The organism is Brevibacterium sp. RIT 803, assembly GCF_016892625.1.
Taxonomy (GTDB): Bacteria; Actinomycetota; Actinomycetes; order Actinomycetales; family Brevibacteriaceae; genus Brevibacterium.
The window spans coordinates 383,670-408,478 of sequence record NZ_JAFEMW010000005.1 but is presented as its reverse complement, the minus strand read 5'-3'; the positions used below and the strand labels follow the sequence as shown (position 1 = coordinate 408,478).

Sequence of the window (24,809 nt, the reverse complement as noted above, 5' to 3'; positions counted from 1 at the left end):
AGGGAAGGACATCTCATGAGCAACTCCACTCCAACAGCACACGTCCCGCCCGAGGGCTCACCTCAGTCTCCTGTCGGCGGCACCTATAAGGCGGTCGGTTCGACCTTGACCGTTGTCGTGGTCGGCGGCCTCGTCTGGGGCCTGACCCTGACCGTGATCAAGGCCGTCGCGATCTTCACCGGCTGAACATCCGAACGGCATCATCGTCATGGCAATGGGCTGAGGTCATCCGGACCTCGCCGAGGCGGCCCGTCGACTTCACGTCGGCGGGCCTCGTCGATTCATCACCTGCCGAGGCCGACACGTAGGATCGTTCCATGCCGAATGATGAGAACTCCGCGCCGCAACCGAGCTCTCACGGCGAATCTCGAGTGCCGTGGGGATCGGTCCTGCGCAATGTGGCATTGGCGCTGGCTGTGCTCGCCGGATTGTGGCTGGTGTTCAACGTGCACCTGCCCTCTCTAGACGGAATCCAGAAGCAGATAGCCGATGCCGGTTTCTGGGGCTTCGGCATCTTCATCATTGTCTATGCGCTCATTGCAGCAACGCCGATCCCGGTGACCATCATGGCCGTAGCCGGCGGTCTCGCCTTCGGCCTCATCTTCGGCACGATCCTGTCGATGATCGGAGTCGTAGCCGGCTGCGTCGGCGGCTATTGGGTCGCACGCGGACTTGGTCGCGACACCGTGATGAAGCTGTTGGGCTCTCACGCAGAGGCGATCGAGGCCCGGCTGACCAACGGCGGGTTCTATGCGGTGTGCATCCTTCGCCTCATGCCAGGATTTCCATACTGGCCGGTGAACTACGGCAGCGGGGCGTTGGGGATCAGGAGTCGAACATTCCTCATCGCGACCGTGATCTCGGCCCTGCCGGGTCAGCTGTCACTTGTCGCGGTCGGTGCCTTCATCGGACGGCCCAGCGTCATCAACGGCATCGCCGTCGGCATCTCGTGGGCCCTGGTCATCGTGTTGACGATCCTCACCTTCCGCCGCTGGAAGTCGGAGCAGAAGCACCCGGCGACGACAGAGAACGAGCCTGAAGCGAACCCCGAGGACTGATCAGACCCGGATAACCGAGGCTTCAGATCAGGAGAGGCGCAGATCGGTGATGCAGGTCGCACCCTCTTCCCCGGTCGAGAAGTCAACAGAACCGGACTTCCCCTCGTGAGTGATGGAGATCGTTCCTACGATGTCGCTTGGGACCCAGAATCCGGCGAAGCCGTTCTCGAACGTGGTCACCCGATCGTCGACGACACATTCGCCGGTGGCGCTGTCGGTGATCTTTACGTCAAGCTCCTCGTTGCCGAGCTCTCCGCGACAGGTTGTCAGACTGTGATAGAAGCAGTCGTGGGTGGTAGCCATGTAGGGAGCAATCGAGACATATGCCTGCTCCTCCGGCAGATCGATAGTCACTTCCTGAGCTTCGCCGCAGGCGTCGCCTGAGTCTGAATCACGTTGACAACAATACCCCCTCTAGGTATAGCGTCGACCTCGGGCGCCTTCGTGCAGCCCGCGATCGGACCGCCGTTGCCAGGGATACCCCGGGAGAGAAAATGAAGACATCCGCTCCATTGACGACCATCGCTGCGGTCGCAGCCGCAGCAGCGTTGCTGCTGTCGGGATGCGCCAGCTCTGAAGGCGACGAGGGTGCTCAGCACTCACAGCATGAGAAGCAGTCCGAGTCGGCATCGGGTGAGAACCACGGCGAAAGCCATGAGCACGCCGCGGACGGCGGTCAGCCGCCCAAGGGCATCGACAAGGCATCCGATCCCACATACGCCACCGGCGATGAAGTCACTCTCACCGCTGACCACATGCCGGGGATGAACGGCGCGAAGGCGACGATCTCCGGCGCCTTCGACACCACGACCTATTCGGTCAGCTACACGCCCACCGATGGCGGCGACCCAGTCGAGGACCACAGATGGGTCGTCCACGAAGAACTGAAGAACCCCGGCAAGGCTCCCCTCAAGGACGGTGCGAAGGCGACTCTCAACGCAGACCACATGCCGGGGATGAGGGGCGCCGAGGCAACGATCGAGGGGTCGACTGAGGACACCGTCTACATGGTCGATATCGACATGGATGACATGACGATGACGAACCACAAATGGGTCACCGAGGACGAGGTCCAGTCAGTCAGATGACCTCAGCTTCGGAGACCGGGGCCCAACGGCGGCTCAGTCGAACTGCGGCGCGCGGCGCTCCTGGAAGGCCTTGAACCCTTCGGCGTAGTCCGGAGTCTGACGCGCGGTCTCCTGGAGATTGGCCTCTTCCGCAAGCACCTGCGCCAGGGGTGGGCGCTCGTCGGCGAGTTTCTGCACGAAGCCCTTCTCCATCGCGAACGCGTCGGCTGGGCCGGTGACGATCGTGGCCAGCTTCGACTCGACGAACTCGGAGAGCTCATCGGCTGGGACAGCACGGGACACGATGCCCGCAGCGGCCGCCTCGGCGCCGGTCATGAAGTCACCGGTGATGATGAGGTCCATCGTCCGGTGATAGCCCACCCGATCGAGGAACACGTGGTGGGCGCCCGAGTCGAGCATCGCGCCGATCGCGGCGAACGGCGAACCGAACTTCGCGTCATCGGCGGCGATGATGATGTCAGCTGCCGCTGCAACCCCGAACCCCAGTCCGAGAGCGGCACCCTGGACCTGCGAGATCACGGGGATCGGCAGTGCCCGGATGGCCTGGAAGACGGGAGTGAAGACCTCGGCGAGGAATGCATGCGCGTCATCGGTCTCGACGTCGACGGCCGAGATGTCACGACCGGAGCTGAAGACCTTGCCCTCTCCCCTGATCAGGAGCACACGAACGCTCGGGATCGCCTCGGCGACCTTGGCCACAGCCGCCGCGAGGTCCCGGAGGTTGTCAGCGTCAAGGGCGTTGCGGGAATCGGGACCGTCGAGGACGATCTCTGCGATGTTCCCCCGATTGGACAGTTGGATCTCGGTCACGTGTGCTCCCTTGCAGCTGACGGTGTTTGAGATGACAGTGTAACAAGCAGGCTTGTTGCCTGTTGTGTCACCAGGTATAGAATCCCTGACCGGACTTTCGACCCAGTTGACCTGCTGCGACTTTGTCTTTGAGCAGCTGTGGCGGCTCAAACCTGGGCCCCAGCTCTGCTTCCAGATGCTCGGCGATGCCGAGGCGGACGTCGAGGCCCACGATGTCCGTGGTCTTCAGCGGTCCCGCCGGGTGGCGGTAGCCCAGGGTCATTGCGTTGTCGATGTCCGCAGGCTTCGCGACTCCTTCCTCGACCATCCGCATCGCTTCGAGGGCCAGGGCCACGCCGAGGCGGCTGGAGGCGAATCCCGGTGAGTCCTTGACCGTGATCGCCGTCTTCCCCAGACCCGCGACCCAGGACTTCGCAACCTCGACGAGCGCTGGCTGCGTATGGGTGCCGACGACGACCTCGACGAGGTCGCTGACGGGGACAGGGTTGAAGAAGTGGAGTCCGATGAGGGCGTGTGGCCGTGGCAGTGCAGCGGCGAGCTCATCGATCGACAGGGCCGAGGTGTTCGTGGCGATGCTCGCGGCCGGCGCGTACTTCGCTATGGCCGCCAGGATCTCCTGCTTGAGTTCGACGATCTCCGGGACGGCCTCGACGACGAGGAGAGCCTGGTCGAGCAGGGTGGGATCGCGTACGACCTCGACGCTGCCCTTGACGTCGAGGCCCTTGGACTTCGACTTCTCGATTGAGGCGTCCACGCGCTCCTGGGCCGCGGCCACGGTCTCATCGGTATTCTCGATGATGATGACGCGTGCTCCGGCGCTGGCGAAGGCGTGGGCAATGCCTGCACCCATCCGCCCTCCGCCGTAGACGCCGACGGTCTCTGGGACCAGCGGGCCGCTGTCTGAGTCCGTTGTCGAGTTCGGGGTGTGAACTGCGTCAGGTTCGTGCGCGGCCTGCTCGCTCATTCGGTGTCGCCCTTCTGTCCGGTTCGCGGCACGGGCTGTTCGTCGATGGCCTCCGTCGCCACTGCTCCGGCCTTCTTCCGCTTCTTGGCTTCTCGTTTCGCGAGGAACGCATCCATTCGGGCGTATTTCTCCTCGGTCTCGAACAGCACTGCCTGGGCCACGTTATCGATGAGAGGGTGGGCCTCACGGGGCGCGTGGAATGCGGATTTGCTCAGTCTCACAGCCAATGGAGCAAAGCTCACGATCCGGTCGGCAAGTGCCTCACCGGCGAGTTCGAGGTCCTCAGGGTCGACGACGTCATTGAGCAATCCGATCGACTTCGCCTCGTCGGCCTGGAGGGTGCGACCGGCTAAGAGAATCTCCTTGGCTCGTGGCTCTCCCACGAGTTCACGCAATCGCCAGGCGGCTCCGGCCGAGGCGATGATGCCGAGCCCGGGCTCTGGATTGCCGATCTTAGTCGTGGGCGTGCCGATGCGGAAGTCACACGCGAATGCGAGTTCCGCCCCGCCGCCCAGAGCATACCCCTCAACGAGAGCGATGACGGGCATCGGCAGTTCCTGGATGCGAGAGAACACCTTCGAGTTGATGCCAGCCAGGGCCTCCTCGCGGCCACGATTGCGCATCTGCCCGATGTCTGCGCCGGCAGCGAAGACTCCGTCGGAACCGGTGATGATCGCGACCTTCGGCGTAGCCTCGAGTTCGGCGCACACCGAGTGGAGGGCTTCGACCATGTCGAGGTCGATGGCGTTGCGCACCTTGGGCCGATTGAGCCGGATGATCGTCCGATCCTCGAGGCGCTCGATGAGCAGCGGGGAGTTCGACCCTGCGCTTTCGGCGCTGCTCCCTGCACTCTCGGCGCCGCCGCCCGCGCTCATGCCCGCTCCAGCAGCAGTGCCGAGCCCTGGCCGACGCCGACGCACATCGTCGCCAGTCCGCGCTTGGCATCGGCCTGTTCGAGGCGATTGAGCAGGGTCAGGGTGATGCGTGCGCCCGAGCAGCCCAGTGGGTGTCCCAGCGCGATCGCTCCGCCGAAGGCGTTCACGGTCTCCGGGTCCAGGCCCAGGTCGCCGATGCAGGCCAGGGACTGTGAGGCGAAGGCCTCGTTGAGTTCCACGGCCTCGAGGTCGCCGACGCTCCAGCCGACTCGGTCGAGGACCTTGCGAGTGGCCGGAACGGGCCCGATGCCCATGATCTCCGGGGAGACGCCGGCACTGGCACCCGTGACGACTCGTGCTCTGGGGTTCAGACCGTGCTTCTCGGCGTAGCGTTCACTGACGAGAATCGTGACAGCGGCTCCGTCGTTGAGGGAGGAGGAGTTGCCGGCGGTGATGACGCCGCCGGGTCCGTGGATCGCGCGCAGTTTGGCGAGCTTCTCCACGGTGGTGTCTGCCCGGGGTCCCTCATCGGCGCTGATGTCGCCGATGGGCAGGATTTCGGGATCGAACTTGCCGGCCTCCTGTGCCGCGAGTGCCTTCTGGTGAGAGGCGTAGGCGAATTCGTCGAGGGCTTCGCGGCTCAGCTTCCACTGTTCGGCCACACGCTCGGCGGTCTGAGGCATCGACAGGGTCGTGTCCTCACCGAAGGAGGGGTTGGTGAAGCGCCAGCCGATCGAGGTGTCCCAGGACTTGCCGGGTTTCGCCCAGGGACGTGAGGGCTTCTCCGTCACCCAGGGTGCGCGGGTCATCGATTCGACTCCGCCGGCCACCACCACATCGGCGTCGCCGGCGGCGATCATCTGTCGTGCCGTCGTGATTGCAGTCAGCCCCGAGGCGCACAGGCGGTTGACGGTGAATCCGGGAATGGACTCGGGCAGACCGGCCAGCAGCACGGCCATGCGGGCGACGTTGCGGTTGTCCTCACCGGCCTGGTTGGCCGAGCCGAGGATCACCTCGTCGATGTCGGACGGGTCGATTCCCGACCGGTCCACAACGGCCTTGAGCGTGCTCGCGACCAGATCGTCGGGTCGCTGATCAGCGAGGACTCCGCCGTAGCGGCCGATGGGTGTGCGCAGTCCGTCCAGGATGAATGCCTCGGGCATGGGTCTCCTCAAGTGTGATGTGTGGTGCAGCGTCGCTGATCCTCAAGCCTAGCGACCGCAAGCGCCGGACGCTGGGAAGTCTCGGCGCTCGCGTCATTTCGTTCACGAGTCGTAGTCGACCGTGACTTCGTCGCTGACGGGGAAGGTCTGGCAGGTGAGGACGAAGTTCGCCTCCACCTCGGCGTCTTCGAGGGCATAGTTGCGCACCATGTCGACCTCGCCGCCGCAGACCTTGGCCCGGCACGTACCGCAGACTCCGCCTTTGCAGGCGAAGGGCAGATCCGAGCGCGATTCCTGTGCGGAATCGAGGATCGTCTGGCCCTGCGACATCGCCGAGGTGGTCCGTCGTCCGTCGAGGACGATCGTGACGTCGCTGGTGGCGCCCTCGACGACCTTGTCCGCGTGGACGACCTCCGGTGGCGGTTCGTCGACGTAGAAGAGTTCGAAGTGGACCTTGTCCTTGGGCACACCGAATTCGGCGAGCACGGCGCGAGCATCGCTGAGCATGCCGAAGGGACCGCACAGCCACACGTGGTCCATATCGCCGATGGGCACCAGGTTCGTCAGCAGCGCGCGCAGCTTCTCCTCATCAAGTCTGCCGGAGAAGAGTTCGACCTCCCGGGGTTCGCGGGAGAGGATGTGGATGAGGTCGAGCTGCTGGTTGCGGGAGTCCTTGAGGTCGGCGAGCTCCTCGGCGAACATCACGGTGTTCGTGGTGCGGTTGCCGTAGAGCATCGTCACCGAAGCCTTGGGGTTGGACAGCACGGTCGTGGCGATCGAGAGCATCGGGGTGATGCCCGAACCTGCGGCGATGCACAGGTGCCGTCCGCCGAGGTCAGGGTCGGCCTGGAAGCTGCCGCTGGGTGGCTGGACCTCGATGGTCTCACCTGGGCGGACGTCACGAACGAGCCATGTGGAGAAGAGCCCGTCGGGGATCTCACGGACACCGATGCGCGGGTCAGTTCCGGCCGGGGCGCAGATGGAGTAGGAGCGGCGGTGCTCGGCACCGCCGATCATCCGGCGCAGAGTCAGGGACTGCCCTGCGGCGAAGTCGAAGAGCTCCGCGTACTCGCCCGGCACGTCGAAGGTCACTGCCGCCGAGTCCTCGGTGAGGTGGTCGACGGACTTCACGGTCAGCGGGTAGAAGCTCGATCTGGGAGCGCCCGCACCTGAAACGGTCGGCTCGGTCGCCTCGGCGCTCTGATTGATCGTCTCGGTCATCTCAGATCTCCTTCACATGCTGGAACGGTTCGAGGCAGTCGAGGCACTGGTACATCGCCTTGCATGCCGTGGGGCCGAATTCCGAGGACAGCTTCACATTGGCCGATCCGCACAGGGTGCAGGTCAGGGCCCGCTTCGTGGGCATCAGCGTCAGAACCACAGGCCCCGTGTGCTGAGGCGCCTGCCCGGGTGGGGAGATTCCAGCACCCTTCAGCGCCTTCCGTCCTTCTTCAGTGATCCAATCACTGGTCCAGGCCGGAGTCAGTGACACCCGCACCTCGGCGCCTTCGAAACCTGCGTCCTGGAGTTCGCGCTGCAGATCATCGCGCATCGTCGCCATCGCCGGACATCCCGAGTAGGTGGGGGTGATGGTCATGACGACGCGTCCGTCTTCGATCGCGACGTCACGGAGCACGCCGAGATCGACGAGCGTGAGCATCGGCATCTCCGGGTCCGTGACGCGAGCCGCGGCGACGCGGGCACGATCGAGCGCCTCGGCGGTGTGGTGGTCGGCCGCCGGAACCTGCGTGCGCTGGTCCTCACTGTCTCCGCGGACGGTGGACGCGGGGGTCTGAAGTGCTGCGGTCACCATTGTCCTTCCGGGTATTGGCGGGCGACGACCTGCATGTCGGCGAGCATCTTCGACAGTGCTTCGGTGTGCAGTCCGTCGCGGCCTTTCTGTCCTCGCACCCCGGCCAGCGCGCCCCGTTCTGGGCGCTCGATGCCGGCTGCGGCGAAGACCTGGTCGAGGATGACTCCGGCCTCGTCGGCCACCTCAGCAGGATCGACCCCGATTCCGGCCGCCGCCACCGAGGCTTCGACAGGGTGGGTCTCGAAGAGTTCGTCCCACAGCGGCCAGAGTCCCTCGAGTGCGGTGAGCAGACGAGTCTTGGATTCCTCGGTGCCGCGGGCAAGTGTGAGGACCCAGCGGCCGGCGAAGTCACGGTGGTAGGACATCTCCTTCACACCCTTGACCGCGATGGCCGAGAGCACGGAGTCCCTGCTGGACTGGAGTCGTTCGAAGATCGCGAGGCGCCAGGTGGAGTAGATGAGGATCTTCGCAACCGCCTCGGCGAAATCGCCGTTGGGGACCTCGGCCAGGCGGACATTGCGGAACGCCAGGTCCTCTCGGAAGAACGCGAGACGGTCCTCGTCAGGCACCGGTGAGCCCTCGGGCAGCTGCGGCACGAGACTCGGATCTGCGGCAGCGCTCCGGGCGAGCAGGAGCCGGGACTGGCCCAGCAGATCCAGGGCGATATTGGCCAGCGCGATGTCCTCTTCGAGGTCGGGCGCGCTGGAGCACCATTCGGAGATCCGCTGGGAGAAGACGAGAGCATCGTCACCGAGCATGAGGCAGTAGGCCGCGAGATCCTTCGGGTCGACGCCGGAGGGAACGGTGGTGTCGACTCCGGCCAGGGGATCTTCGAAGTCTGTGCCGAAGGCCCAATGCGCGTCATTGACGAGCAGCCCCGAATAGGCGTTTTCGTGATCGCCGTGCTCGATGTTGGCTCCGGCTTCGTCGTGGTCGACGTGGATGGAAGGTTCGTTGGTCATCGTCAGGCCCTCCTCACATGTGGGGGACATCGTCGGGGATGTCGTAGAAGGTCGGGTGGCGGTAGACCTTGTCGCCGCTGGGCGCGAACATGGGGTCCTTCTCGTCGGGGCTCGAGGCCGTGATCGACGAGGAGCGGACAACCCACAGGCTCACTCCTTCATTGCGGCGGGTGTAGACGTCGCGGGCATGGTGGATCGCCATCTGGTCATCGGCTGCGTGCAGCGATCCGACGTGGACGTGGTTGAGTCCGCGCTTGCCGCGCACGAAGACCTCGTAGAGGGGCCATTCGCCGCGAGTCGCTGGTGTCTGTGTCTCTGCGCTCATTTGGCGGTCTCCTCGGCGACGGTGTTTGTGGTGTCAGCGGCGGGGTTCGTGGTGTCGGTGTCAGCTGCGTCGCCGGCGGTGTTCTCGGCGAAGGCGAGCGCGGCTTCACGCACCCAGGCTCCCTCGTCCCACGCGCGCTTGCGGTGGGCCACACGCTGCTCGTTGCATGGACCGTTGCCCTTGACGACGGCCCAGAACTCGTCCCAATCCGGGGTCGAGAAGTCGTAGTGGCCGCGCTCTTCGTTCCACTTCAGGCCCTCATCAGGGAAGGTCACGCCCAGGGCCTCGGCCTGCGGGACGGACATGTCGACGAACTTCTGGCGCAGCTCGTCGTTGGTGTGGGTCTTGATGCCCCACTCCATCGACTGCTCGGTGTTCGGGGAGTCGTCATCGGGCGGGCCGAACATCATGAGCGAGGGCCACCAGAAGCGATTGACCGATTCCTGGACCGAGGCTCGCTGCTCTTCGGTGCCGCGCATCATCGTCATCAGCAGTTCGTAGCCCTGGCGCTGGTGGAAGGACTCTTCCTTGCAGACGCGGATCATCGCACGACCGTAGGGGCCGAAGGAGGTGCGGCACAGGGGCACCTGGTTGCAGATCGCGGCGCCGTCGACGAGCCAGCCGATCGTGCCGACGTCGGTGTAGGCCAACGTCGGGTAGTTGAAGATCGAGGAGTACTTCTGCTTGCCGGCGATGAGCTTCTCGGTGAGCTCGTTGCGCGTCGCGCCCAGGGTCTCGGCGGCGGAGTACAGGTAGAGTCCGTGGCCAGCCTCGTCCTGGACCTTCGCGAGCAGGATCGCCTTGCGTCGCAGCGAAGGCGCGCGGGAGATCCAGTTGCCTTCGGGCTGCATGCCGATGATCTCCGAGTGCGCGTGCTGAGCCACCTGTCGCACGAGAGTCTTGCGGTACTTCTCCGGCATCCAGTCACGCGGTTCGATCCGGTCCTTGGACTCGATCGTCGCGGCGAACTGCGCCTCGAGTTCCGTTTCGTTCATTTGCGTCGTCATGACCACTCCACCCTTGGATGCGCCCTTCCCGGCAGTGCGTGGCTTCGAATGCCGCACCACTGAGGACTGCGCGTTCGGTTCGACCATCCTCAGACCGCCGACCCGGGACAATCATTTACTGACCATTTGTTCTGTATTGTTCACTCTCAGTGTGGCACACCCCACGCCGAGGTGCAACGCCGACACCGGCGTCTCGAGATCACCTCGAGCATCACGCACGCTTCCGACGCTCCGCTGGCTCGACTTGACAGAGACGCCGATCACAACCATATTTATTGACCAGATGGTCGTTTATTCTCCGACGTCGCTCCAGGGCACTCCTGCCGGGTTCCGCGAGGAATCGATCTCCATCACTCACGTGCAGTCTCAACGGCTGAGCGTGCCATCGACCAGCGACTCGAGGAGGAGCCTGACATGGGAGAACCCAGCCACGAGACCACACCGACTGCTGCGCCCGCGCCCCAGGACAGCGCGGCAGCAACAGGTACAGCCGAAGGCGACAACGCTGAGAAGGTGACCGGTGCTGCGGCGATGTTCGCCAACGATCGTGCCTCGCAACATCTGGGCATCACCGTCGATGATCACGGTCCCGGCTGGGCACAGTGCTCGATGACGGTCACCGACATCATGGCAAACGGGCACGAGATCACCCACGGCGGCTATATCTTCCTCTTCGCCGACACCACCTTTGCGATGGCCTGCAACTATCCCGGCTCCACCACCGTCGCCTCGGGTGGGGACATCGACTTCCTCAGACCCACCTACGTCGGCGACGAGCTCGTCGCCCGCGGCAAAGAGATCGTCAAACAGGGCCGCTCGGGGATCTACGACATCGAAGTCACTCGCGGAGACGAGATCGTGGCGACTTACCGCGGCCGCTCCCGCACCCTGCCTCCACCGAAGCCCGCGTCCACCTGATCCGACGCGCCACCTCAACGCCCCACCTCGGCGCCCCACGAATTGCGAAGTACAACAGGATTGACCAAGGAGACAACGATGACTGCCACTGAACTCGACGCCGGCCAGCGCATGAGCCTCGATGAGCTGCGCGCCGACCAGCTCGCCAACCTCAAGTCCACTGTCACGAAGGTCTACGAGAAGGTGCCGTTCTACCGGAAGGCATTCGACGATCTCGGCGTCACCCCCGCGGATATCACGAGTCTCGACGACATCGCGAAGCTGCCGTTCACGAACAAGCAGGACCTGCGCGACAACTACCCATTCGGCATGTTCGCCGTTCCGCGTGAAGACGTCGCTCGAATCCACGCGTCCTCGGGCACGACCGGGCTGCCGACCGTCGTGGGATACACGCTGGGTGACCTCGACAAGTGGGGCAGCCTCATCGCCCGCTCAATCCTCGGTGCAGGCGGCAGACGCGGCCAGATGATGCACAACGCGTACGGCTACGGACTGTTCACCGGCGGCCTGGGCGTCCATGGTGCCGAGCGCCACGGCTTCACCGTCATCCCGATCTCCGGCGGTCAGACGCAGCGGCAGGTGCAGCTGATCCAGGACTTCAAGCCCGACATCATCACGGCCACGCCGACCTATCTGCTCACGATCCTCGATGAGTTCCACAAGCAGGGCATCGACCCCACGACCACAAGCCTGCAGACTGCGATCTGCGGTGCCGAACCGTGGACCGATGAGATGCGCAAGGAGATCGAGAAGTCCTTCAACATCAATGCCGTCGACATCTACGGCCTCTCCGAGGTCATGGGCCCCGGCGTCGCCTGCGAATCTGCGGAGACCAAAGATGGCCCGACGATCTGGGAGGACCACTTCTATCCGGAGATCGTCGACCCCTACACCGGCGAGGCCCTGCCCGACGGTGAGGAGGGCGAACTGGTCTTCACCTCCCTGACGAAGGAGGCGCTGCCGATCATCCGCTATCGCACACATGATCTGGCGAGCCTGCTGCCGGGCACCGCGAACCCGAACTTCCGCCGCATCTCGCGCATCACCGGCCGCTCCGATGACCTCATCATCATCCGCGGAGTCAACGTCTACCCGGCCAATGTCGAGTCCGTGCTCTTCGAGTTCGAACACCTCAGCCCCCACTTCCAGTTGGTGCTCACCCGCCCCGGACGCATGGACGAGGTCACCGTCGAGGTCGAGTCCCGCGAAGGCGTCGGAGCTGTCGAGCTCGACGGTCTGAACGGTCTGGTCGCCGCGCGGATCAAGGAGCGCCTGGGCGTCTCATCGACCGTGTCCGTGCTCCAGCCCGGCGATCTGCCCCGCTCGGTCGGCAAACTCAAGCGCATCATCGACCGCCGCGAGGGTCTCAGATGATCACCCGCGGGCGGTGGACTGCGGTGCCGTACGCGGCGTCCGCGCTGCGGGCTGGTTAGACTGGTGCGCATGCCGAAAACGACTTCACCTGCGCCGACACCTGACCTTGACTCAGGTGTCGGCGCAGCCGTGGGTTCAGCGCCCAAGCGCACACGTCGCGGGCGGCCCGGCTATGACCGGGAGACTCTGATCAACAAGGCCACCGAGGTCTTCGTCTCGCGCGGCTATGACGGCACGTCCATGGACACCGTGGCGCGTGAACTCGGGATCACCAAGTCAGCGATCTACCATCACGTGAAGTCGAAGGAAGAGCTGCTGCATCTGGCGATCAACCGCGGCATCAGCGCCCTGGACTCCGCGGTCGAGGACGAACGCCAGCGCACCGGCCTCACCGCGCTCGAGCGCCTGCGTGCCGCCGTTCACGCCAGCGTCGTCATCCTCATCGAATACCACCACTCTGTGACCCTGCTGCTGCGCGTGCGCGGAAACTCGGACGTCGAGCGCGAAGCCCTCGAGCAGCGCCGGAAGATCGACGACAAGATACGCGTTCTCGTCGCTGCGGCGATCGAGGACGGCGGCCTGCGCTCGGACTTCACCCCGGGTCTGATCACCCGTCTGCTCTTCGGCATGGTCAACTCCATCACCGAGTGGTATCGCCCCAGCTACCCCGTCGACCCTGAAACCATCGCCGAGGCCGTCACCTCGATGGCCTTCAACGGCCTCGAGGCCTGAGAGTCGGCCTATCCTGCGGCCGCAGCCCCTATCCCGAGGCCTGAGAGCCCCTATCCCGCGAACTCGCGCAGCGGCATTCCGGTCACGCCCACCTCGGCGACGAACAGGGCACCCGCCAGCGGATCTGCCGCGGTGTCCACATTCTCCTGCGACGTGGTGATGAAGAGCCGATCGAGGTTGTCGCCACCGAAGGCGCAGGCTGTGACTTTGCCGGCGCCGACCTCGACGGTTCCGTCCAGGGTGCCGTCGGGTCGGTAGCGGTGAACCGCTCCTCTGTTGACCACAGCCGCCCACACGCAGCCCTCGCTGTCGACGGTGAGCCCATCGGGACGGCCGCCGTCAGGGAGTTCGACGAGGGCCCGAGGGTTGCGCAGTCCCCTATCGGGATCGAAGTCGAAGACGGCAATCTGGCCCGTAGGTGTGTCGTTGTAGTAGGCGAGCGAACCGTCGTGACTCCATTCGAGGCCGTTGGAGATGGTCACGCCCTCGAGCATGACGTCGACTCGCCCCTCGGGGCTGAGCCGATAGAGCGAGGCCGCACCGGGGCTCTGGTCATAGGCCATCGATCCGCACCAGAAGTTTCCCTCCGGGTCACAGCCGCCCTCGTTCATCCGGATGTCCGACTGGGTCCACACTTCAGGTAGGGCGGTGATGTGCCCCTCGGGAGACTCAAGGGCGAATCCGCGCTCGAGTCCGAGGACCGCGCCACCGCCTCGGCGAGGGCGGAGGGCTGCGACGACCTCGCTGATATGTCTGCGGTCGACCCGCTCATCACGCAGCGTCAGGATATCCCCGGCGAGCATGTCGACCCAGCGCAGACCGCCCCATGACGGTGACCATGCTGGGCCTTCGCCATGGTAGGCGATCGGATCGGTGATCTGCTCGGCTCTCATGACCGCCCCCTCACATCGGGCCGCTGCCGTGAGTTCGATGGCGGCTTCGCCCCGGGCTGCGGCAGTGAGTCCGACGGCGGCTCCGCGTCTCGTTCCTGCTCCGGCCCGGCCGGGGGCTTCGAGTCCGGGCCGGGGCTGCCTGCACGATAGTCTTCCATCGGCACCGCACCCGCCTTCCACGCCTCGAGGACCGGGGTCAGGATCTGCCAGGCTATCGTCGATTCCTCCTGCCCTGCCGCCAGATCCGACTCGCCTTCGAGAACGTCCTTGAGTACGTGCCCGTACGGGGAGAAATCCGGCCGCGGCTGCTCACCGATCAGGCTCATCGACGCCAGCCGGTCGCGGGAGCTGCTCGTATTGAGACCGAGCTCGACGTCGAATGGTCCGTCGAGGCCGATCCACAGCCGTGCACCCTGTTGGGCGGCACCGACCGGCCGGAACAGGATCTCGATGCCCTTGCGCGTGCGATCGAGCGCCTTTGCCGTGCGCAGTCGGAACCGGGTGCCCGCCCAGCGCGGCGAATCGATATTCAGGACAACCTCGGCGAAGGTCTCGGTATCGCCATCGCCGTCGACACCGTCCTCGGCGATGTAGTCGGGCACCTTCTTCCCCGCGGCTTCCGGCTCATCGGCGAGGGTTCCTGCCGTGTATCGAGCCCGGCGGGTGGAGGTCAGGACGTCAGCGGCCGACAGCGGCCGAACGGCGGACAGAACCTCCGTCTTGCGAGCTCGCAGTTCTGCGGCGCTCGGCCACCCTGATTCGATTCCCTCTGGCCGCTCCATGGCACTCATCGTGAGCACCTGCATCAGGTGGTTCTGCAGGACGTCCTTGAGCGCTCCCGTGCTGTCGTAGAACCGGGCGCGCCCTTCGAGCGCGATGGCTTCATCCCACAGCAGTCGGACCTCTTCGATGTGCTCACTGTTCCAGACGGCCTCGGGCAGCGGGTTGGAGAACCGCAGCGGCAGCATCGCCTGCAGCGGAGCCATCCCGAGCGCATGGTCGACGTTGAAGACGATCTCCGCGGCATCGTCACCGAAGAGCTCGCCGAGGAGGTTGTCCAGTTCCCGTGCGCCGGTGAGGTCCGCCCCGAAGGGCTTCTCCATCGCGATCCGACTGCCTGCCGGAAGGTCCGCAGCGGCCAGGGCTCGCAGCGCATCGGGCATGAGACCGGTAGGCAGAGCGAGATAGACGGTGACCGGCGAATTCTGGTCAGGGCCTGCCGTGTCGATGAGATCGGCCATGTCGGCAGCGTCGGTGACATCCGTCGTCCTGTACTGCGTCCGGTCGAGGATCCAGCTGCGAGCAGCCTCTGGATAGTCGGCACCGTGCTCGTTCAGCTTTTCCTCGGCGTGGTCGCGGTACGCCTCGTTCGTCATCTCCGAAGTCGCCGAAGCCGTGAGTGAGAAATCATTCGGCAATGCTTCGATGGCGGCGAGCTCCGCCAGTGCCGGAAGCAGAAACCGCCCGGCAAGGTCTCCTGCGGCACCGAAGATGATGAGGTTGGCGTTCACTGTGCTCTCCTGTCGACGGGCTTCCGCTCAAGACGATGGGGCTTCTGCTCGGCGAAGACCGAGTCGTGTCTGTCGCCCACGCTACTCCGTCGGCCCCGATGTCGCAGACACTTCGATGACCGTCAGCGACCTCTCAGCCCAGTGCTGCCAGTCCGGCTGCCAGGACCCACCCCAAGGTCGCGTCGATCTCGTTGAGCAGCTCATCGCGTGGGGGCTGATATTCGCTGATGACCCAGTCGACGGCCATCTGCAAGCCGGCCCCGATGAGCACGTCGCCGAGGACCCGCTGCTGGCCTGCGGTGAGCTGAGGGCCGGTTACTGTCGCGGACAGTCGACTGGCGAGTTCGTCACCGATTGTCCGCCCGTGTGAACGGTACAGCTCGTCGACGCGCTCACTGACCCCCAGGACCTCGAAGAGGTGGACTCGTGCCATCACCGGGTTGGCCTGCGCCCAGGTCAGAAATCCGGCCATGAACCCGTGCAGCACCCTCGATGGGTCGTCTCCGCCACCGGCGAGGACTGAGCCGCGCAGGTCCGCGACCACCCGCTCGTAGACCTCGCAGAGGAGGTCCTCCAGGGTGGCGAACGACTCGTAGAAGTAGCGCTTGTTGAGACCGGCCTCCTGACAGACCGCGCCAACTGTTGCTGCGCGATAGCCCTGAGTGCCGAAGAGCGAGATCCCGGCCGCGACGAGCTGCTCACGGCGGGCGTACTCACGCTCCTCGCGGCTCGCACCCGCATACGGTCGTCCCTGATCACTCACAGTGTGATCTTGACAACAAAGCGTGAGGAATGCAAACTGGTACGACTTCGTACCAGAAAGGCCGAAAGTGGCTTCACACACCCCACATGATGCCGCGCTCAACGACGCGCGGCGTGAGCGGGACCTCGCGGATCTCGCCGATGTGCCCGTCGACCTCGTCGTGATCGGCGGCGGGTTCACCGGGGTCGGCGTCGCACTCGACGCCGCGGCCCGTGGACTGAGCGTCGTGCTCATCGAGCGCAGAGACCTCGCCTCAGGCACCAGCAGCTGGAGCTCGAAGCTCGCCCATGGCGGTCTGCGCTACCTGGCGAAGGGCGACGTCCCGATCGCCTGGGAATCTGCCGTCGAGCGCGGCCACCTGATGAGCCAGATTGCGCCACATCTGATCCGGCCGCTGCAGATGCTCCTTCCGCTTCACTCCGGGGTCAGCCTCGTGGACGCCACGATGCTCGGCGCCGGCTTCCTCGCCGGTGACGTGCTGCGAATGCTGGCACGCACCCCCAAATCGCTGCTTCCCCACCCTCGCCGAGTGTCCGCTGCAGACGTCCTTCAGCTCGCCCCGGCCACCGCCACGGCCGGTTTGCGCGGCGGCCTGCTCAACTGGGACGGTCAGCTCGTCGACGACGCCCGACTCGTTGTGGCCCTCGCCCGTACTGCTGCCGCCCATGGTGCCCGCATCATCACGTATGCCGCCGCCACCGGCATCGAGTCCGGCCAGGTCCACGTCACCGATCAGCTCTCGGGTGACCGCCGCATGATCCGCGCGAAGCAGATCGTCAACGCCACCGGAGTCTGGGCCGATACGCTCTCAGACGACGTCGAACTCGCCCCGAGCAAAGGCTCCCACCTGCTGGTCCGGGCCGAGCGCATCGGGTCGCCGACCGCCGCGATCACGGCCCCGGTGCCCGGCCACTTCGGCAGATTCGTGTTCGCGGTGCCGTGGCACGATGGCCTCGTCATGATCGGCCTGACCGACGACCCGCACAACGGGCCGATCCCCGAGCGAGCCCGCCCGGACGAGGACGAGCGGGCCTTCCTGCTCGAGACCATCAACGCCGTTCTGCAGAATCCTCTCACCTCCGACGACATCGTCGGCAGCTACGCCGGCTTCCGGCCGCTGCTCAAAAGCAAGGGCAACTCCAGCGCAGACCTGTCGCGTAAGCACGCGCTGCTGCGCGATCCGCGCACCGGCGCCCTCGCGATCGTCGGAGGCAAACTCACGGGGTACCGACGAATGGCCGAAGATGCCGTCGACGCGGTGGTCGAGGCCGGAGGGCTGAAAGCTCGGCCCTGCAGCACCACGATGCTCAGCCTCGTCGGTGCCGGTACTCCGAGGCCCGGCCTGCCGGAGCACTTGGTCCAGCGCTACGGCACCGACGCCGAAACGGTGGCCGCATACGGCGTCGACGATCCTGAGCTGAACGAACCGGTGAGGTCGGGGATCCCATTCACCGGTGCGGAGATCCGCTTCGCCGTCGAACATGAACTCGCCATCACCGTCGAGGACGTGATCGACCGGCGGACCCGGTGGGGACTCGTCGACGCCGACCGCGGCGACCTTGCCGCCGCAGTGCGCAGACATGCTCCAGAACTGAACGAAACCACAGAGGAAGAAGGATGACCCTCATGGACAAGACACAACCGCGCATGCGCTGGTGGGGCTGGGGGGAGGACGGCAACGACGGCCCGATCAAACCCGGAGCCAAGAAGATGCTGACCAAGAACTGCGGCTGGCCCCAAGGCGTCAACAACCCACCGGTCGAACTCGACGCCGTCCAACTGCCCGATGCTGACCTCCCAGATGACGCGCGCACTCGCTTCGAGGAGCTGCTGGGCGCCGAGTTCGTCCGTGACGATCACGCGACCCGCGTCTCCCATGCTGCTGGACGCAGCCTGCCCGACCTGCTGCGTCTGCGCAGCGCAGATTTGCCGTTCGCCCCGGACATCGTGCTCTACCCGGCATCCCACGCCGAGGTTGACGCACTGCTGGCCTTCTGTGCGCAGGAAGGCATCGCGGTCGTCCCCTTCGGCGGGGGCACCAGCGTCGTCGCCGGCATCGATGCATTTCGCCCGGGCTTCCGCAGCTGCGTCTGCATCAGTCTGGCCCGCCTTGACCAGATCCTCGACATCGACGAGGAGTCGCTGACGGCGACCGTGCAGGCCGGTGTCTTCGGCCCCGATCTCGAGGAGAAGCTGCAGGCCAGCGGCTTCACGCTCGGCCACTTCCCCCAATCGTTCGAGTTCAGCACCGTCGGCGGTTGGGTCGCGACACGGTCGGCCGGTCAGCAGTCGACCGGCTACGGTCGTATCGACGACAACGTCTTCGGTCTGCGCTGCTCGACGCCGAGCGGTCCGGTCGAGTTGCGCTCGACTCCTGCCACGGCAGCTGGGCCCAATCCGCGCCAAGTCTTCGTCGGCTCGGAGGGCACGTTGGGCATCATCACCCAGGCCACGCTGCGCATCAAGCGCCTGCCCGAGACGACACTGCCGGATGCCTGGTTCTTCCCCGACTTCCACTCGGGCGCGACTGCGCTGCGCGAGATCGAACAGAGTGGCCTGCGCCCCGATATCGCTCGTCTGTCCGACCTCAACGAGACGGCGTTCGGTCTCGCGCAGCTGGGCAGCGACATCCAGCGCAAGGGCCTCCTCGCCTTTCTGCGCGCCCGAGGAGTCACGACCCCGTGCATGCTGGTGCTGCGTTACGACGGCCGCAAGGCGGACGCGAAATCCCGCCGGGCAGGCGGACGTGCGATCGCCAGGAAGCATCAGGGCGTCACCATGGGAGGTGCGCCCGAGACCCAGTGGGAGAAGCATCGCTTCTCGACGCCGTACCTGCGCGACCAGCTGATGACCGAAGGCGTCATCGTCGAGACGATGGAGACGGCTGCGCCGTGGAGCAGGATCGAGTCTCTGCACGACACGATCAAGGCCGACATCGAGAAGGCGATGGCCGATCGCGGCACACCGGCCCTGGTGCTGTGCCACATATCGCACCTCTACACCGCCGGGTGCTCGCTCTACTACACCGTCTTCGCCCAACAGCAGGAAGGGCAGGAGATGGAGCAGTGGAAGGCGCTGAAGACGGCCGCGGGCAATGCCATGGTCGACAACGGCGGAACGATCACCCACCACCATGCCGCCGGAGCGGACCATGCACCTTGGCTGCCTCGGGAGACCGGCGAGCTGTGGCTGCGGATGCTGCGCGCAGCGAAGGCCGAGGTGGATCCGGAGGGCATCATGAACCCCGGCAAGCTGATGAACGGGCCACGCGCGCTGTGAGCACGCAATCGCCTCCCACCCCCGTCCCCGTCATCCTCAACCCGTCGGCGCGCAACGGCGCTGTGCGCAAGAGGATCGCACCCCTGCGGACGGCCTTCGCCGCCAACGGCCTTGAGCCGGTACTGGTCTCGAGCACGAGCGAGCAACATGCGAGCGACCTTGCCGCGGACTTCGCAGCACAGGGTGAACCCATCGTGGCGTCCCTCGGCGGTGACGGCATGGTGCGTGCGGTCGCCGCAGGGCTCGCCGGCACGAGCACCTCGCTGGGAATCATCGCCGGCGGCCGCGGCAACGACTTCATCAGCAAGCTCAGCATCCCGAAGGACATCGAGGCCGCCGCGGCCATCATCGCCTCCGGTCGCGACCAGACCATCGACGTCCTCGACCTCGACGGGAAGATCTGCATCGGCAATGTCTGCCTCGGTCTCGACACCGCGGTCCAGAATTACGCCGATTCGGCCCGCTTCATCAGAGGACACTGGGTCTATCTGTACGGCGTCGTCCGGGCGATCATGCAACCTCGACGCTTCCGCTTGGTGCTCACCATCGATGGCGAACGTGTCGACTTCCATGGGTACACAGCGGGATTCGCCAACTCCGGTCGCTATGGCGGCGGCCTCAAGCTCTCACCCGAGGCTGAACTCGACGACGGCCTCATCGACGTTGTGCTGCTCAAGGACGCATTCCTCCCGAGGCTGGCCGCCGAGGTGGTCCTCTTCAGCCTCGGCAAGCACAAGTGGCATCCGCACATCAGATTCAACCACGCTCGCGAGGTGGATATTGCCGCGCCCGACGATGCAGAGCCGGTCGAGATCATCGCCGACGGCGATGTGATCGCCCACACCCCGGCGAGTCTCACGATTCGTCCGGCCTCACTGCGGGTCCGCGTCGCCGCTACTCCTTCGCGACGAGCGTGAGCACGTCGTACTTCGCGACCGGCTCGTCCTTCTGGTTGACGACCTCGGCGTCCCAACGGACCTCGCCGTACTCATCGGTCTCACGCGGGGTGATGCGCTTGGCCGTCAGCGTCACCTTGAGCGAATCACCTGGTGACACGGGCGTAATGAAGGTCAATCCTTCGAGGCCGTAGTTCGCGAGGACTGGGCCGGGATCCGGCTGGACGAAGAGTCCAGCGGCGAAGGACACGATGAGGTAGCCATGCGCCACGCGCCCCGGGAAGAAGGGGTTCGCGGCCGCCGCTTCCTCGTCGGTGTGGGCGTAGAAGGTGTCTCCGGTGAACTCCGCGAAGTGTGCGATGTCTTCGAGAGTGACTTCACGCCACTCGGATTCGAGGGCATCGCCGACGCGCAGATCGGCCAGAGTCTTTGTGAACGGGTGCTGCCCCGTCCGGCGCTGCGCTCCTGCGACCCATTCGCCGCCGATGGCGGTGAGCATGTCCGGGGAGGCCTGGATCGCGGTGCGCTGCATGAAGTGCTCGACGCCGCGCAGTCCGCCCATCTCCTCGCCGCCGCCGGCGCGTCCTGGGCCACCGTGGATGAGGGTGGGCAGCGGTGAACCGTGTCCGGTCGACTCTTCGGCGTCGTCGCGGTCGAGGACGAGGATGCGTCCGTGCCAGGGCGCCACCTGGCGGATGAATTCGGTGGCGAACTCGGCATCGTGGGTGACGACCGAGCCGACCAGGGAACCGCGCCCGCGAGCGGCCAAGCGCACAGCCTCCTCGGTGGAGGAGTAGGTGATGAGCGAGGTCACCGGACCGAAGGCCTCGATATCGTGGACGGCGTCGACCCAGGGGTCATCGGCCTGGAGCACGGTGGCCGCGACATAGGCTCCGCCGAGATTCTTCGCCAGTTCATCGGAGGCCTCGCGGCCACCGGTGAGGATATGTGCCCCCGCCGAGGTGATCTCATCGATGGCGTCGAGTACGTCGGTCCGCTGCTTGTCAGACACGACGGGTCCCAGCCGAGTGGACTTCTCACGTGGGTCGCCGACTCCCTGAGTCTCCAGCTGTGCGATGAGCGCCTCGGCGACGGCCTCTTTGTGCTGTTCGGGAATGAAGGCGCGGCGGATCGCCGTGCACTTCTGGCCGGCCTTGATCGTCATCTCGGCGACGACGCCGGAGACAAAGAGGTCGAACTCCTCGGTGCCGGGGGCGGCGTCCGGGCCCAGAAGGGAGAAGTTCAGGGAGTCCGCCTCGGCGAAGAATCGGGTGCCGCGATCGCGCACGCAGTCCAGTCCGCCGAGGTGCTTCGCCGTTGTCGCGGAACCGGTGAAGGCGATCGCATCCTGTTCGGCCAGATGGTCGAAGAGCGGGGTGACGTCACCGGCGATGAGCTGGATGGAACCGGCCGGCAGCAGACCGGATTCGATCATGTCGGCCACCACTGCCCGGGTCAGGTGGGCGGTGTCGGTGGCGGGTTTGACGACGACGGGGACACCGGCGACGAACATGGGGCCGAATTTCTCGAGCATGCCCCAGACGGGGAAGTTGAAGGCGTTGATCTGGACCGCCAGCCCCTGCCTGGAGGTGAGGATGTGACGGCCGACGAAGGTGCCGTTCTTCGACAGACGCTCGATTCCTCCGTCGAGGTGGACGGTGGAGTTGGGCATCTGGCGACGGGCGACGCCGGAGTAGGTGAAGAGTGTGCCGATGCCGCCTTCGATGTCGACGAATCCGTCGCGCTTGGTTGTTCCGGTCGAAAAGGAGATCTCGTGGTAGTCCTTCGCGCGTTCCATGAGGTAGGCGCCGAGCTTCTTGAGGATGACGCCGCGCTGGTGGAAGGTCAGCTTCTGCAGTTCGGAGACCCCTGTGCTCCGCGCGTACTCGTCGACGGCGGCGAAGTCGATGCCTGCAGAGGAGACATGATGGAGGAGCTGCCCGTTGGTCGCGTCATGGACGGCTCGGGTGCCGTCAGTGCTCCCACTCGGAGTGTGCCAGTCGCCTGCCACATACGAACTGAGAATTTCGGTCATGTCTGCTCTCCCTGTTCAACGATGTCTCCGGGTGCACGGCGGCCGACGTCGGCACCGCTGCCGATTCCTGACTGCAATACTAACCAATCGGTCGGTTATTGTCATTGCGCGGCCGTCTTCGCCTGACCCTTCAGTCACCTCCGCCCGCCCCAGACGCCGCCTGCACGGGGAGGGTGCGAGTTAGGCAAGTGACACCGATCACTGCATGCACTATGATCGAGACCAATTACTGACCATTCAGTCACCTGCGCGACAGCACCGGCGATCACTCAGAGCCGAGGACCACCGCATCCGCAGCGCACAACCCGGCACAACTCCCGAGGAAAGTTCTCTCATGTCTACAGCTTCGCCTGCCGCGGCGGCACCCTCTTCGATCACTCGCGAGGAACGCAGGGTCCTGGCCGGGACCCTCGTCGGCACCACCATCGAGTGGTATGACTTCTTCATCTACGCACAGGCCGCGGGCCTCATCCTCTCGGTCCAGTACTTCGCCCCCCTGGCGTCTGACAACCCGGCGCTCGGGCAGATCATGGCCTGGGCGTCTCTCGGGATCTCCTTCCTGTTCAGGCCGCTCGGCGCAATCATCGCCGGCCACCTCGGCGACCGCATCGGACGCAAGAAGATGCTCGTCCTCACGCTCATCCTCATGGGCGCCGCGACCTCGCTCATCGGGCTGCTGCCCAACTATGCGGCCATCGGAATCGGAGCACCCATCCTGCTGACATTCCTGCGAATCCTTCAGGGCTTCTCTGCCGGCGGCGAATGGGGCGGTGCCGCACTGCTCTCGGTCGAGCACGCGCCGGTGAATAAGCGCGGGCTCTTCGGTGCCTACCCGCAGATCGGCGTGCCCGTGGGCATGATCCTCGCCACCGGCGTGATCTGGATCCTCACCACCGTGCTCACCACCGAGCAGTTCGCGAGTTTCGGGTGGAGGATCCCGTTCCTGTTCTCCGTCGTCCTCGTCCTCGTCGGCTACTACATTCGCCGCCAGGTCGAGGAGTCCCCGGTCTTCGCCGAGCTCGCCGAGCGCCGCGCCGAGTCCTCGGCTCCGCTGTCGACACTGTTTAAGAAGAACACGAAGGAAGTCGTCCTCTCCGCGCTCATCTTCATCGGCAACAACGCCGTGGGCTACATGATCATCGCGTTCTTCGCCGCCTACGCCTCCCGGCCGCTGGACCAAGGCGGCACCGTCGGGCTCGACCGAGCACCCGTCCTCCTGGCCACGACCCTGGCGAGCTTCGGCTGGCTGGTCTTCACGATGTGGGGCGGGGCGCTGTCGGACAAGCTGGGCCGCGTGCGCACCTTCCAGATCGGCTACGTCCTCCTCATCCTGTGGCTGGTTCCGACGTTCCTCATGATCGATCAGGCCAATATCTGGATGTACGGGATCGGCATCTTCATCCTCACTGTCGGCATGGGCCTGTCCTACGGTCCGATGTCGGCGATGTACGCGGAGATGTTCCCACCGCAGGTCCGCTACTCGGGCGTGTCCATCGGCTACGCCCTGGGCGCGATCCTGGGCGGGGCCTTCGCTCCGACGATCGCGGAGACCCTGCTGGCACGCACGGGCTCATCACTGTCGATCGCGGCCTACATGATCGTCGTCTGCATCATCTCGCTCATCGGAGTCAGTCTGGTCAAAGAGACGAAGGGCATGCCCCTGGGCGTCGTCAAGCACCACGGAGAGGCGTGAGCCGCCGCTGAGTTCCCCAGCATCAGGCGTCCACGGCATTGGGGATCAGGCAGTTCGGCTCTTTCGGTTCCTCCGGTCTCGCAGGAGACCAAGGAAGACGAAGCCGACGAAGAACGCCACCAGTGAGCCGGCGAATGTCGCTGCGCAGGTCTGCGCGGTGGCGATCAGGGTTTCCTGCGATTCCGGAACCGCGGAATCTGCCATGATGGCGACGAACCACAGCGTGGCGAAGACCGTGCCAACTGCTCGAGTCGACGCCTTGACAGCTAAGCCGACGAGGAAGCTCACGGCTGTCACCAGCCACACGGTCGCTAACATACACACCACAATCATTGTCAGAATCAGAGGCCCCTATCCCGTCCACAAGGCGGATTGCGGGGCCGTCGACCCCGCAATCCGCCTCCGGCAGGCTACCCTCAACCCGAGCCTCCTGAGCGCGCATGTCGGAACTATTACACGAATGACGTGTAGCTTCTCAGCAGCCACGGTTGCCCGGTTGGGCATCAGTCCGCCTCACCGAGCCGATCACATCATCTACAGTGCGTTATCATTTCGTTATGCAACCGCACCGGCCACGAGTCCAGGGGCGTGCCATGACGAGGGCGGCCGACCTCTCCATCTGATGCTTCCGTTCGTCCCGGAGAGCCCAC

At 65.3% G+C, this 24,809-nt stretch carries 26 protein-coding genes; 10 read left to right on the top strand and 16 right to left on the bottom strand.

The window, feature by feature from the left end:
• Positions 1–15 precede the first annotated feature (15 nt).
• Entirely contained in the window at positions 16–186 is a 171-nt protein-coding gene (locus JTF07_RS17450; RefSeq protein WP_204235470.1) for a hypothetical protein, read from the top strand.
• Here the strand turns inward: JTF07_RS17450 and JTF07_RS17445 are convergent.
• Positions 176–319 (bottom strand): hypothetical protein, encoded by a 144-nt coding sequence (locus tag JTF07_RS17445; RefSeq protein WP_204235469.1) that lies wholly within the window; start codon positions 317–319, stop codon positions 176–178. The two genes, JTF07_RS17450 and JTF07_RS17445, sit on opposite strands and share 11 nt — an antisense overlap.
• On the opposite strand from JTF07_RS17445, the gene JTF07_RS17440 reads away from it, so the two are divergent.
• On the top strand, positions 318–1,058 hold the full coding sequence (locus tag JTF07_RS17440; protein ID WP_204235468.1) for a TVP38/TMEM64 family protein: 741 nt from the start codon (positions 318–320) through the stop codon (positions 1,056–1,058). The two genes, JTF07_RS17445 and JTF07_RS17440, sit on opposite strands and share 2 nt — an antisense overlap.
• 27 nt (positions 1,059–1,085) lie before the next feature.
• Here JTF07_RS17440 and JTF07_RS17435 read toward each other — a convergent pair whose 3' ends face one another.
• On the bottom strand, positions 1,086–1,412 hold the full coding sequence (locus JTF07_RS17435) for a CueP family metal-binding protein (protein ID WP_204235467.1): 327 nt from the start codon (positions 1,410–1,412) through the stop codon (positions 1,086–1,088).
• Between the two features lie 140 nt (positions 1,413–1,552).
• On the opposite strand from JTF07_RS17435, the gene JTF07_RS17430 reads away from it, so the two are divergent.
• Positions 1,553–2,146 (top strand): YdhK family protein, encoded by a 594-nt coding sequence (locus JTF07_RS17430; RefSeq protein ID WP_204235466.1) that lies wholly within the window; start codon positions 1,553–1,555, stop codon positions 2,144–2,146.
• A 33-nt stretch (positions 2,147–2,179) separates the two neighbouring features.
• On the opposite strand, the gene JTF07_RS17425 is transcribed toward JTF07_RS17430, so the two are convergent.
• The 9 genes from JTF07_RS17425 to paaA all read right to left on the bottom strand — a co-directional run bounded on the left by JTF07_RS17425 (position 2,180) and on the right by paaA (position 10,065).
• On the bottom strand, positions 2,180–2,956 hold the full coding sequence (locus tag JTF07_RS17425) for an enoyl-CoA hydratase/isomerase family protein (protein ID WP_204235465.1): 777 nt from the start codon (positions 2,954–2,956) through the stop codon (positions 2,180–2,182).
• Positions 2,957–3,023: 67 nt separating this feature from the next.
• Positions 3,024–3,920 carry a 3-hydroxyacyl-CoA dehydrogenase family protein gene (locus JTF07_RS17420; protein WP_204235464.1) on the bottom strand — a complete coding sequence of 299 codons (897 nt, stop codon included), beginning with the start codon at positions 3,918–3,920 and terminating at the stop codon, positions 3,024–3,026.
• On the bottom strand, positions 3,917–4,795 hold the full coding sequence (locus tag JTF07_RS17415) for an enoyl-CoA hydratase/isomerase family protein (RefSeq protein WP_204235463.1): 879 nt from the start codon (positions 4,793–4,795) through the stop codon (positions 3,917–3,919). The genes JTF07_RS17420 and JTF07_RS17415 overlap by 4 nt, the downstream gene beginning before the upstream one ends.
• The gene (locus JTF07_RS17410) at positions 4,792–5,958 is read right to left on the bottom strand and encodes a thiolase family protein (RefSeq protein WP_204235462.1); all 1,167 of its coding nucleotides are present in this window, start codon (positions 5,956–5,958) and stop codon (positions 4,792–4,794) included. The genes JTF07_RS17415 and JTF07_RS17410 overlap by 4 nt, the downstream gene beginning before the upstream one ends.
• 102 nt (positions 5,959–6,060) lie before the next feature.
• Positions 6,061–7,179 carry a 1,2-phenylacetyl-CoA epoxidase subunit PaaE gene (gene paaE, locus JTF07_RS17405; protein ID WP_204235461.1) on the bottom strand — a complete coding sequence of 373 codons (1,119 nt, stop codon included), beginning with the start codon at positions 7,177–7,179 and terminating at the stop codon, positions 6,061–6,063.
• A 1-nt stretch (position 7,180) separates the two neighbouring features.
• Entirely contained in the window at positions 7,181–7,771 is a 591-nt protein-coding gene (paaD, locus tag JTF07_RS17400; protein WP_502710968.1) for a 1,2-phenylacetyl-CoA epoxidase subunit PaaD, read from the bottom strand.
• A complete protein-coding gene (gene paaC, locus JTF07_RS17395) occupies positions 7,765–8,733 on the bottom strand; it encodes a 1,2-phenylacetyl-CoA epoxidase subunit PaaC (protein ID WP_204235460.1) in 969 nt (322 codons plus the stop codon). The genes paaD and paaC overlap by 7 nt, the downstream gene beginning before the upstream one ends.
• Before the next feature lie 13 nt (positions 8,734–8,746).
• Positions 8,747–9,058: a 1,2-phenylacetyl-CoA epoxidase subunit PaaB gene (paaB, locus tag JTF07_RS17390; protein ID WP_143922875.1), complete on the bottom strand. Its 312-nt coding sequence runs from the start codon at positions 9,056–9,058 to the stop codon at positions 8,747–8,749.
• Positions 9,055–10,065 (bottom strand): 1,2-phenylacetyl-CoA epoxidase subunit PaaA, encoded by a 1,011-nt coding sequence (gene paaA / locus JTF07_RS17385; RefSeq protein WP_204235459.1) that lies wholly within the window; start codon positions 10,063–10,065, stop codon positions 9,055–9,057. Before paaA ends, paaB begins: the two co-directional genes overlap by 4 nt.
• Positions 10,066–10,479: 414 nt before the next feature.
• Between paaA and paaI the strand changes: the two genes are divergently transcribed.
• From paaI to JTF07_RS17370, 3 genes are all read left to right on the top strand, one after another.
• Positions 10,480–10,983 (top strand): hydroxyphenylacetyl-CoA thioesterase PaaI, encoded by a 504-nt coding sequence (gene paaI / locus JTF07_RS17380; RefSeq protein WP_204235458.1) that lies wholly within the window; start codon positions 10,480–10,482, stop codon positions 10,981–10,983.
• Positions 10,984–11,061: 78 nt separating this feature from the next.
• Positions 11,062–12,357, top strand: a complete 1,296-nt coding sequence (paaK, locus tag JTF07_RS17375) for a phenylacetate--CoA ligase PaaK (RefSeq protein WP_204235457.1) — start codon at positions 11,062–11,064, stop codon at positions 12,355–12,357.
• Positions 12,358–12,426: 69 nt separating this feature from the next.
• Positions 12,427–13,089: a TetR/AcrR family transcriptional regulator gene (locus JTF07_RS17370; RefSeq protein WP_204235456.1), complete on the top strand. Its 663-nt coding sequence runs from the start codon at positions 12,427–12,429 to the stop codon at positions 13,087–13,089.
• Positions 13,090–13,139: 50 nt separating this feature from the next.
• Here JTF07_RS17370 and JTF07_RS17365 read toward each other — a convergent pair whose 3' ends face one another.
• The 3 genes from JTF07_RS17365 to JTF07_RS17355 form a co-directional block, all read right to left on the bottom strand.
• Positions 13,140–13,982 (bottom strand): SMP-30/gluconolactonase/LRE family protein, encoded by an 843-nt coding sequence (locus JTF07_RS17365; protein ID WP_204235455.1) that lies wholly within the window; start codon positions 13,980–13,982, stop codon positions 13,140–13,142.
• A complete protein-coding gene (locus tag JTF07_RS20955; RefSeq protein ID WP_204235454.1) occupies positions 13,979–15,493 on the bottom strand; it encodes a glucose-6-phosphate dehydrogenase in 1,515 nt (504 codons plus the stop codon). Before JTF07_RS20955 ends, JTF07_RS17365 begins: the two co-directional genes overlap by 4 nt.
• Positions 15,494–15,626: 133 nt before the next feature.
• Positions 15,627–16,256, bottom strand: a complete 630-nt coding sequence (locus tag JTF07_RS17355; RefSeq protein WP_204235453.1) for a TetR/AcrR family transcriptional regulator — start codon at positions 16,254–16,256, stop codon at positions 15,627–15,629.
• Between the two features lie 67 nt (positions 16,257–16,323).
• On the opposite strand from JTF07_RS17355, the gene JTF07_RS20950 reads away from it, so the two are divergent.
• Genes JTF07_RS20950 through JTF07_RS17340 form a run of 3 tightly spaced genes read left to right on the top strand, consistent with a single transcriptional unit; the run spans position 16,324 to position 20,452 of the window.
• Positions 16,324–17,877 carry a glycerol-3-phosphate dehydrogenase/oxidase gene (locus JTF07_RS20950; RefSeq protein ID WP_204235452.1) on the top strand — a complete coding sequence of 518 codons (1,554 nt, stop codon included), beginning with the start codon at positions 16,324–16,326 and terminating at the stop codon, positions 17,875–17,877.
• Positions 17,878–17,882: 5 nt separating this feature from the next.
• Complete coding sequence (locus tag JTF07_RS17345) at positions 17,883–19,535, top strand: FAD-binding oxidoreductase (RefSeq protein WP_204235451.1); 1,653 nt, start codon at positions 17,883–17,885, stop codon at positions 19,533–19,535.
• Positions 19,532–20,452: a diacylglycerol/lipid kinase family protein gene (locus JTF07_RS17340; protein ID WP_204235450.1), complete on the top strand. Its 921-nt coding sequence runs from the start codon at positions 19,532–19,534 to the stop codon at positions 20,450–20,452. Before JTF07_RS17345 ends, JTF07_RS17340 begins: the two co-directional genes overlap by 4 nt.
• On the opposite strand, the gene paaZ is transcribed toward JTF07_RS17340, so the two are convergent.
• Positions 20,430–22,466, bottom strand: coding sequence for a phenylacetic acid degradation bifunctional protein PaaZ (gene paaZ / locus JTF07_RS17335; protein WP_204235449.1), 2,037 nt, complete (start codon positions 22,464–22,466; stop codon positions 20,430–20,432). The genes JTF07_RS17340 and paaZ overlap by 23 nt on opposite strands.
• Before the next feature lie 334 nt (positions 22,467–22,800).
• Between paaZ and JTF07_RS17330 the strand changes: the two genes are divergently transcribed.
• Positions 22,801–24,159, top strand: a complete 1,359-nt coding sequence (locus JTF07_RS17330; RefSeq protein WP_204235448.1) for an MFS transporter — start codon at positions 22,801–22,803, stop codon at positions 24,157–24,159.
• A gap of 45 nt (positions 24,160–24,204) precedes the next feature.
• Here JTF07_RS17330 and JTF07_RS17325 read toward each other — a convergent pair whose 3' ends face one another.
• Positions 24,205–24,477: a hypothetical protein gene (locus tag JTF07_RS17325; RefSeq protein WP_204235447.1), complete on the bottom strand. Its 273-nt coding sequence runs from the start codon at positions 24,475–24,477 to the stop codon at positions 24,205–24,207.
• Between the last annotated feature and the right edge of the window lie 332 nt (positions 24,478–24,809).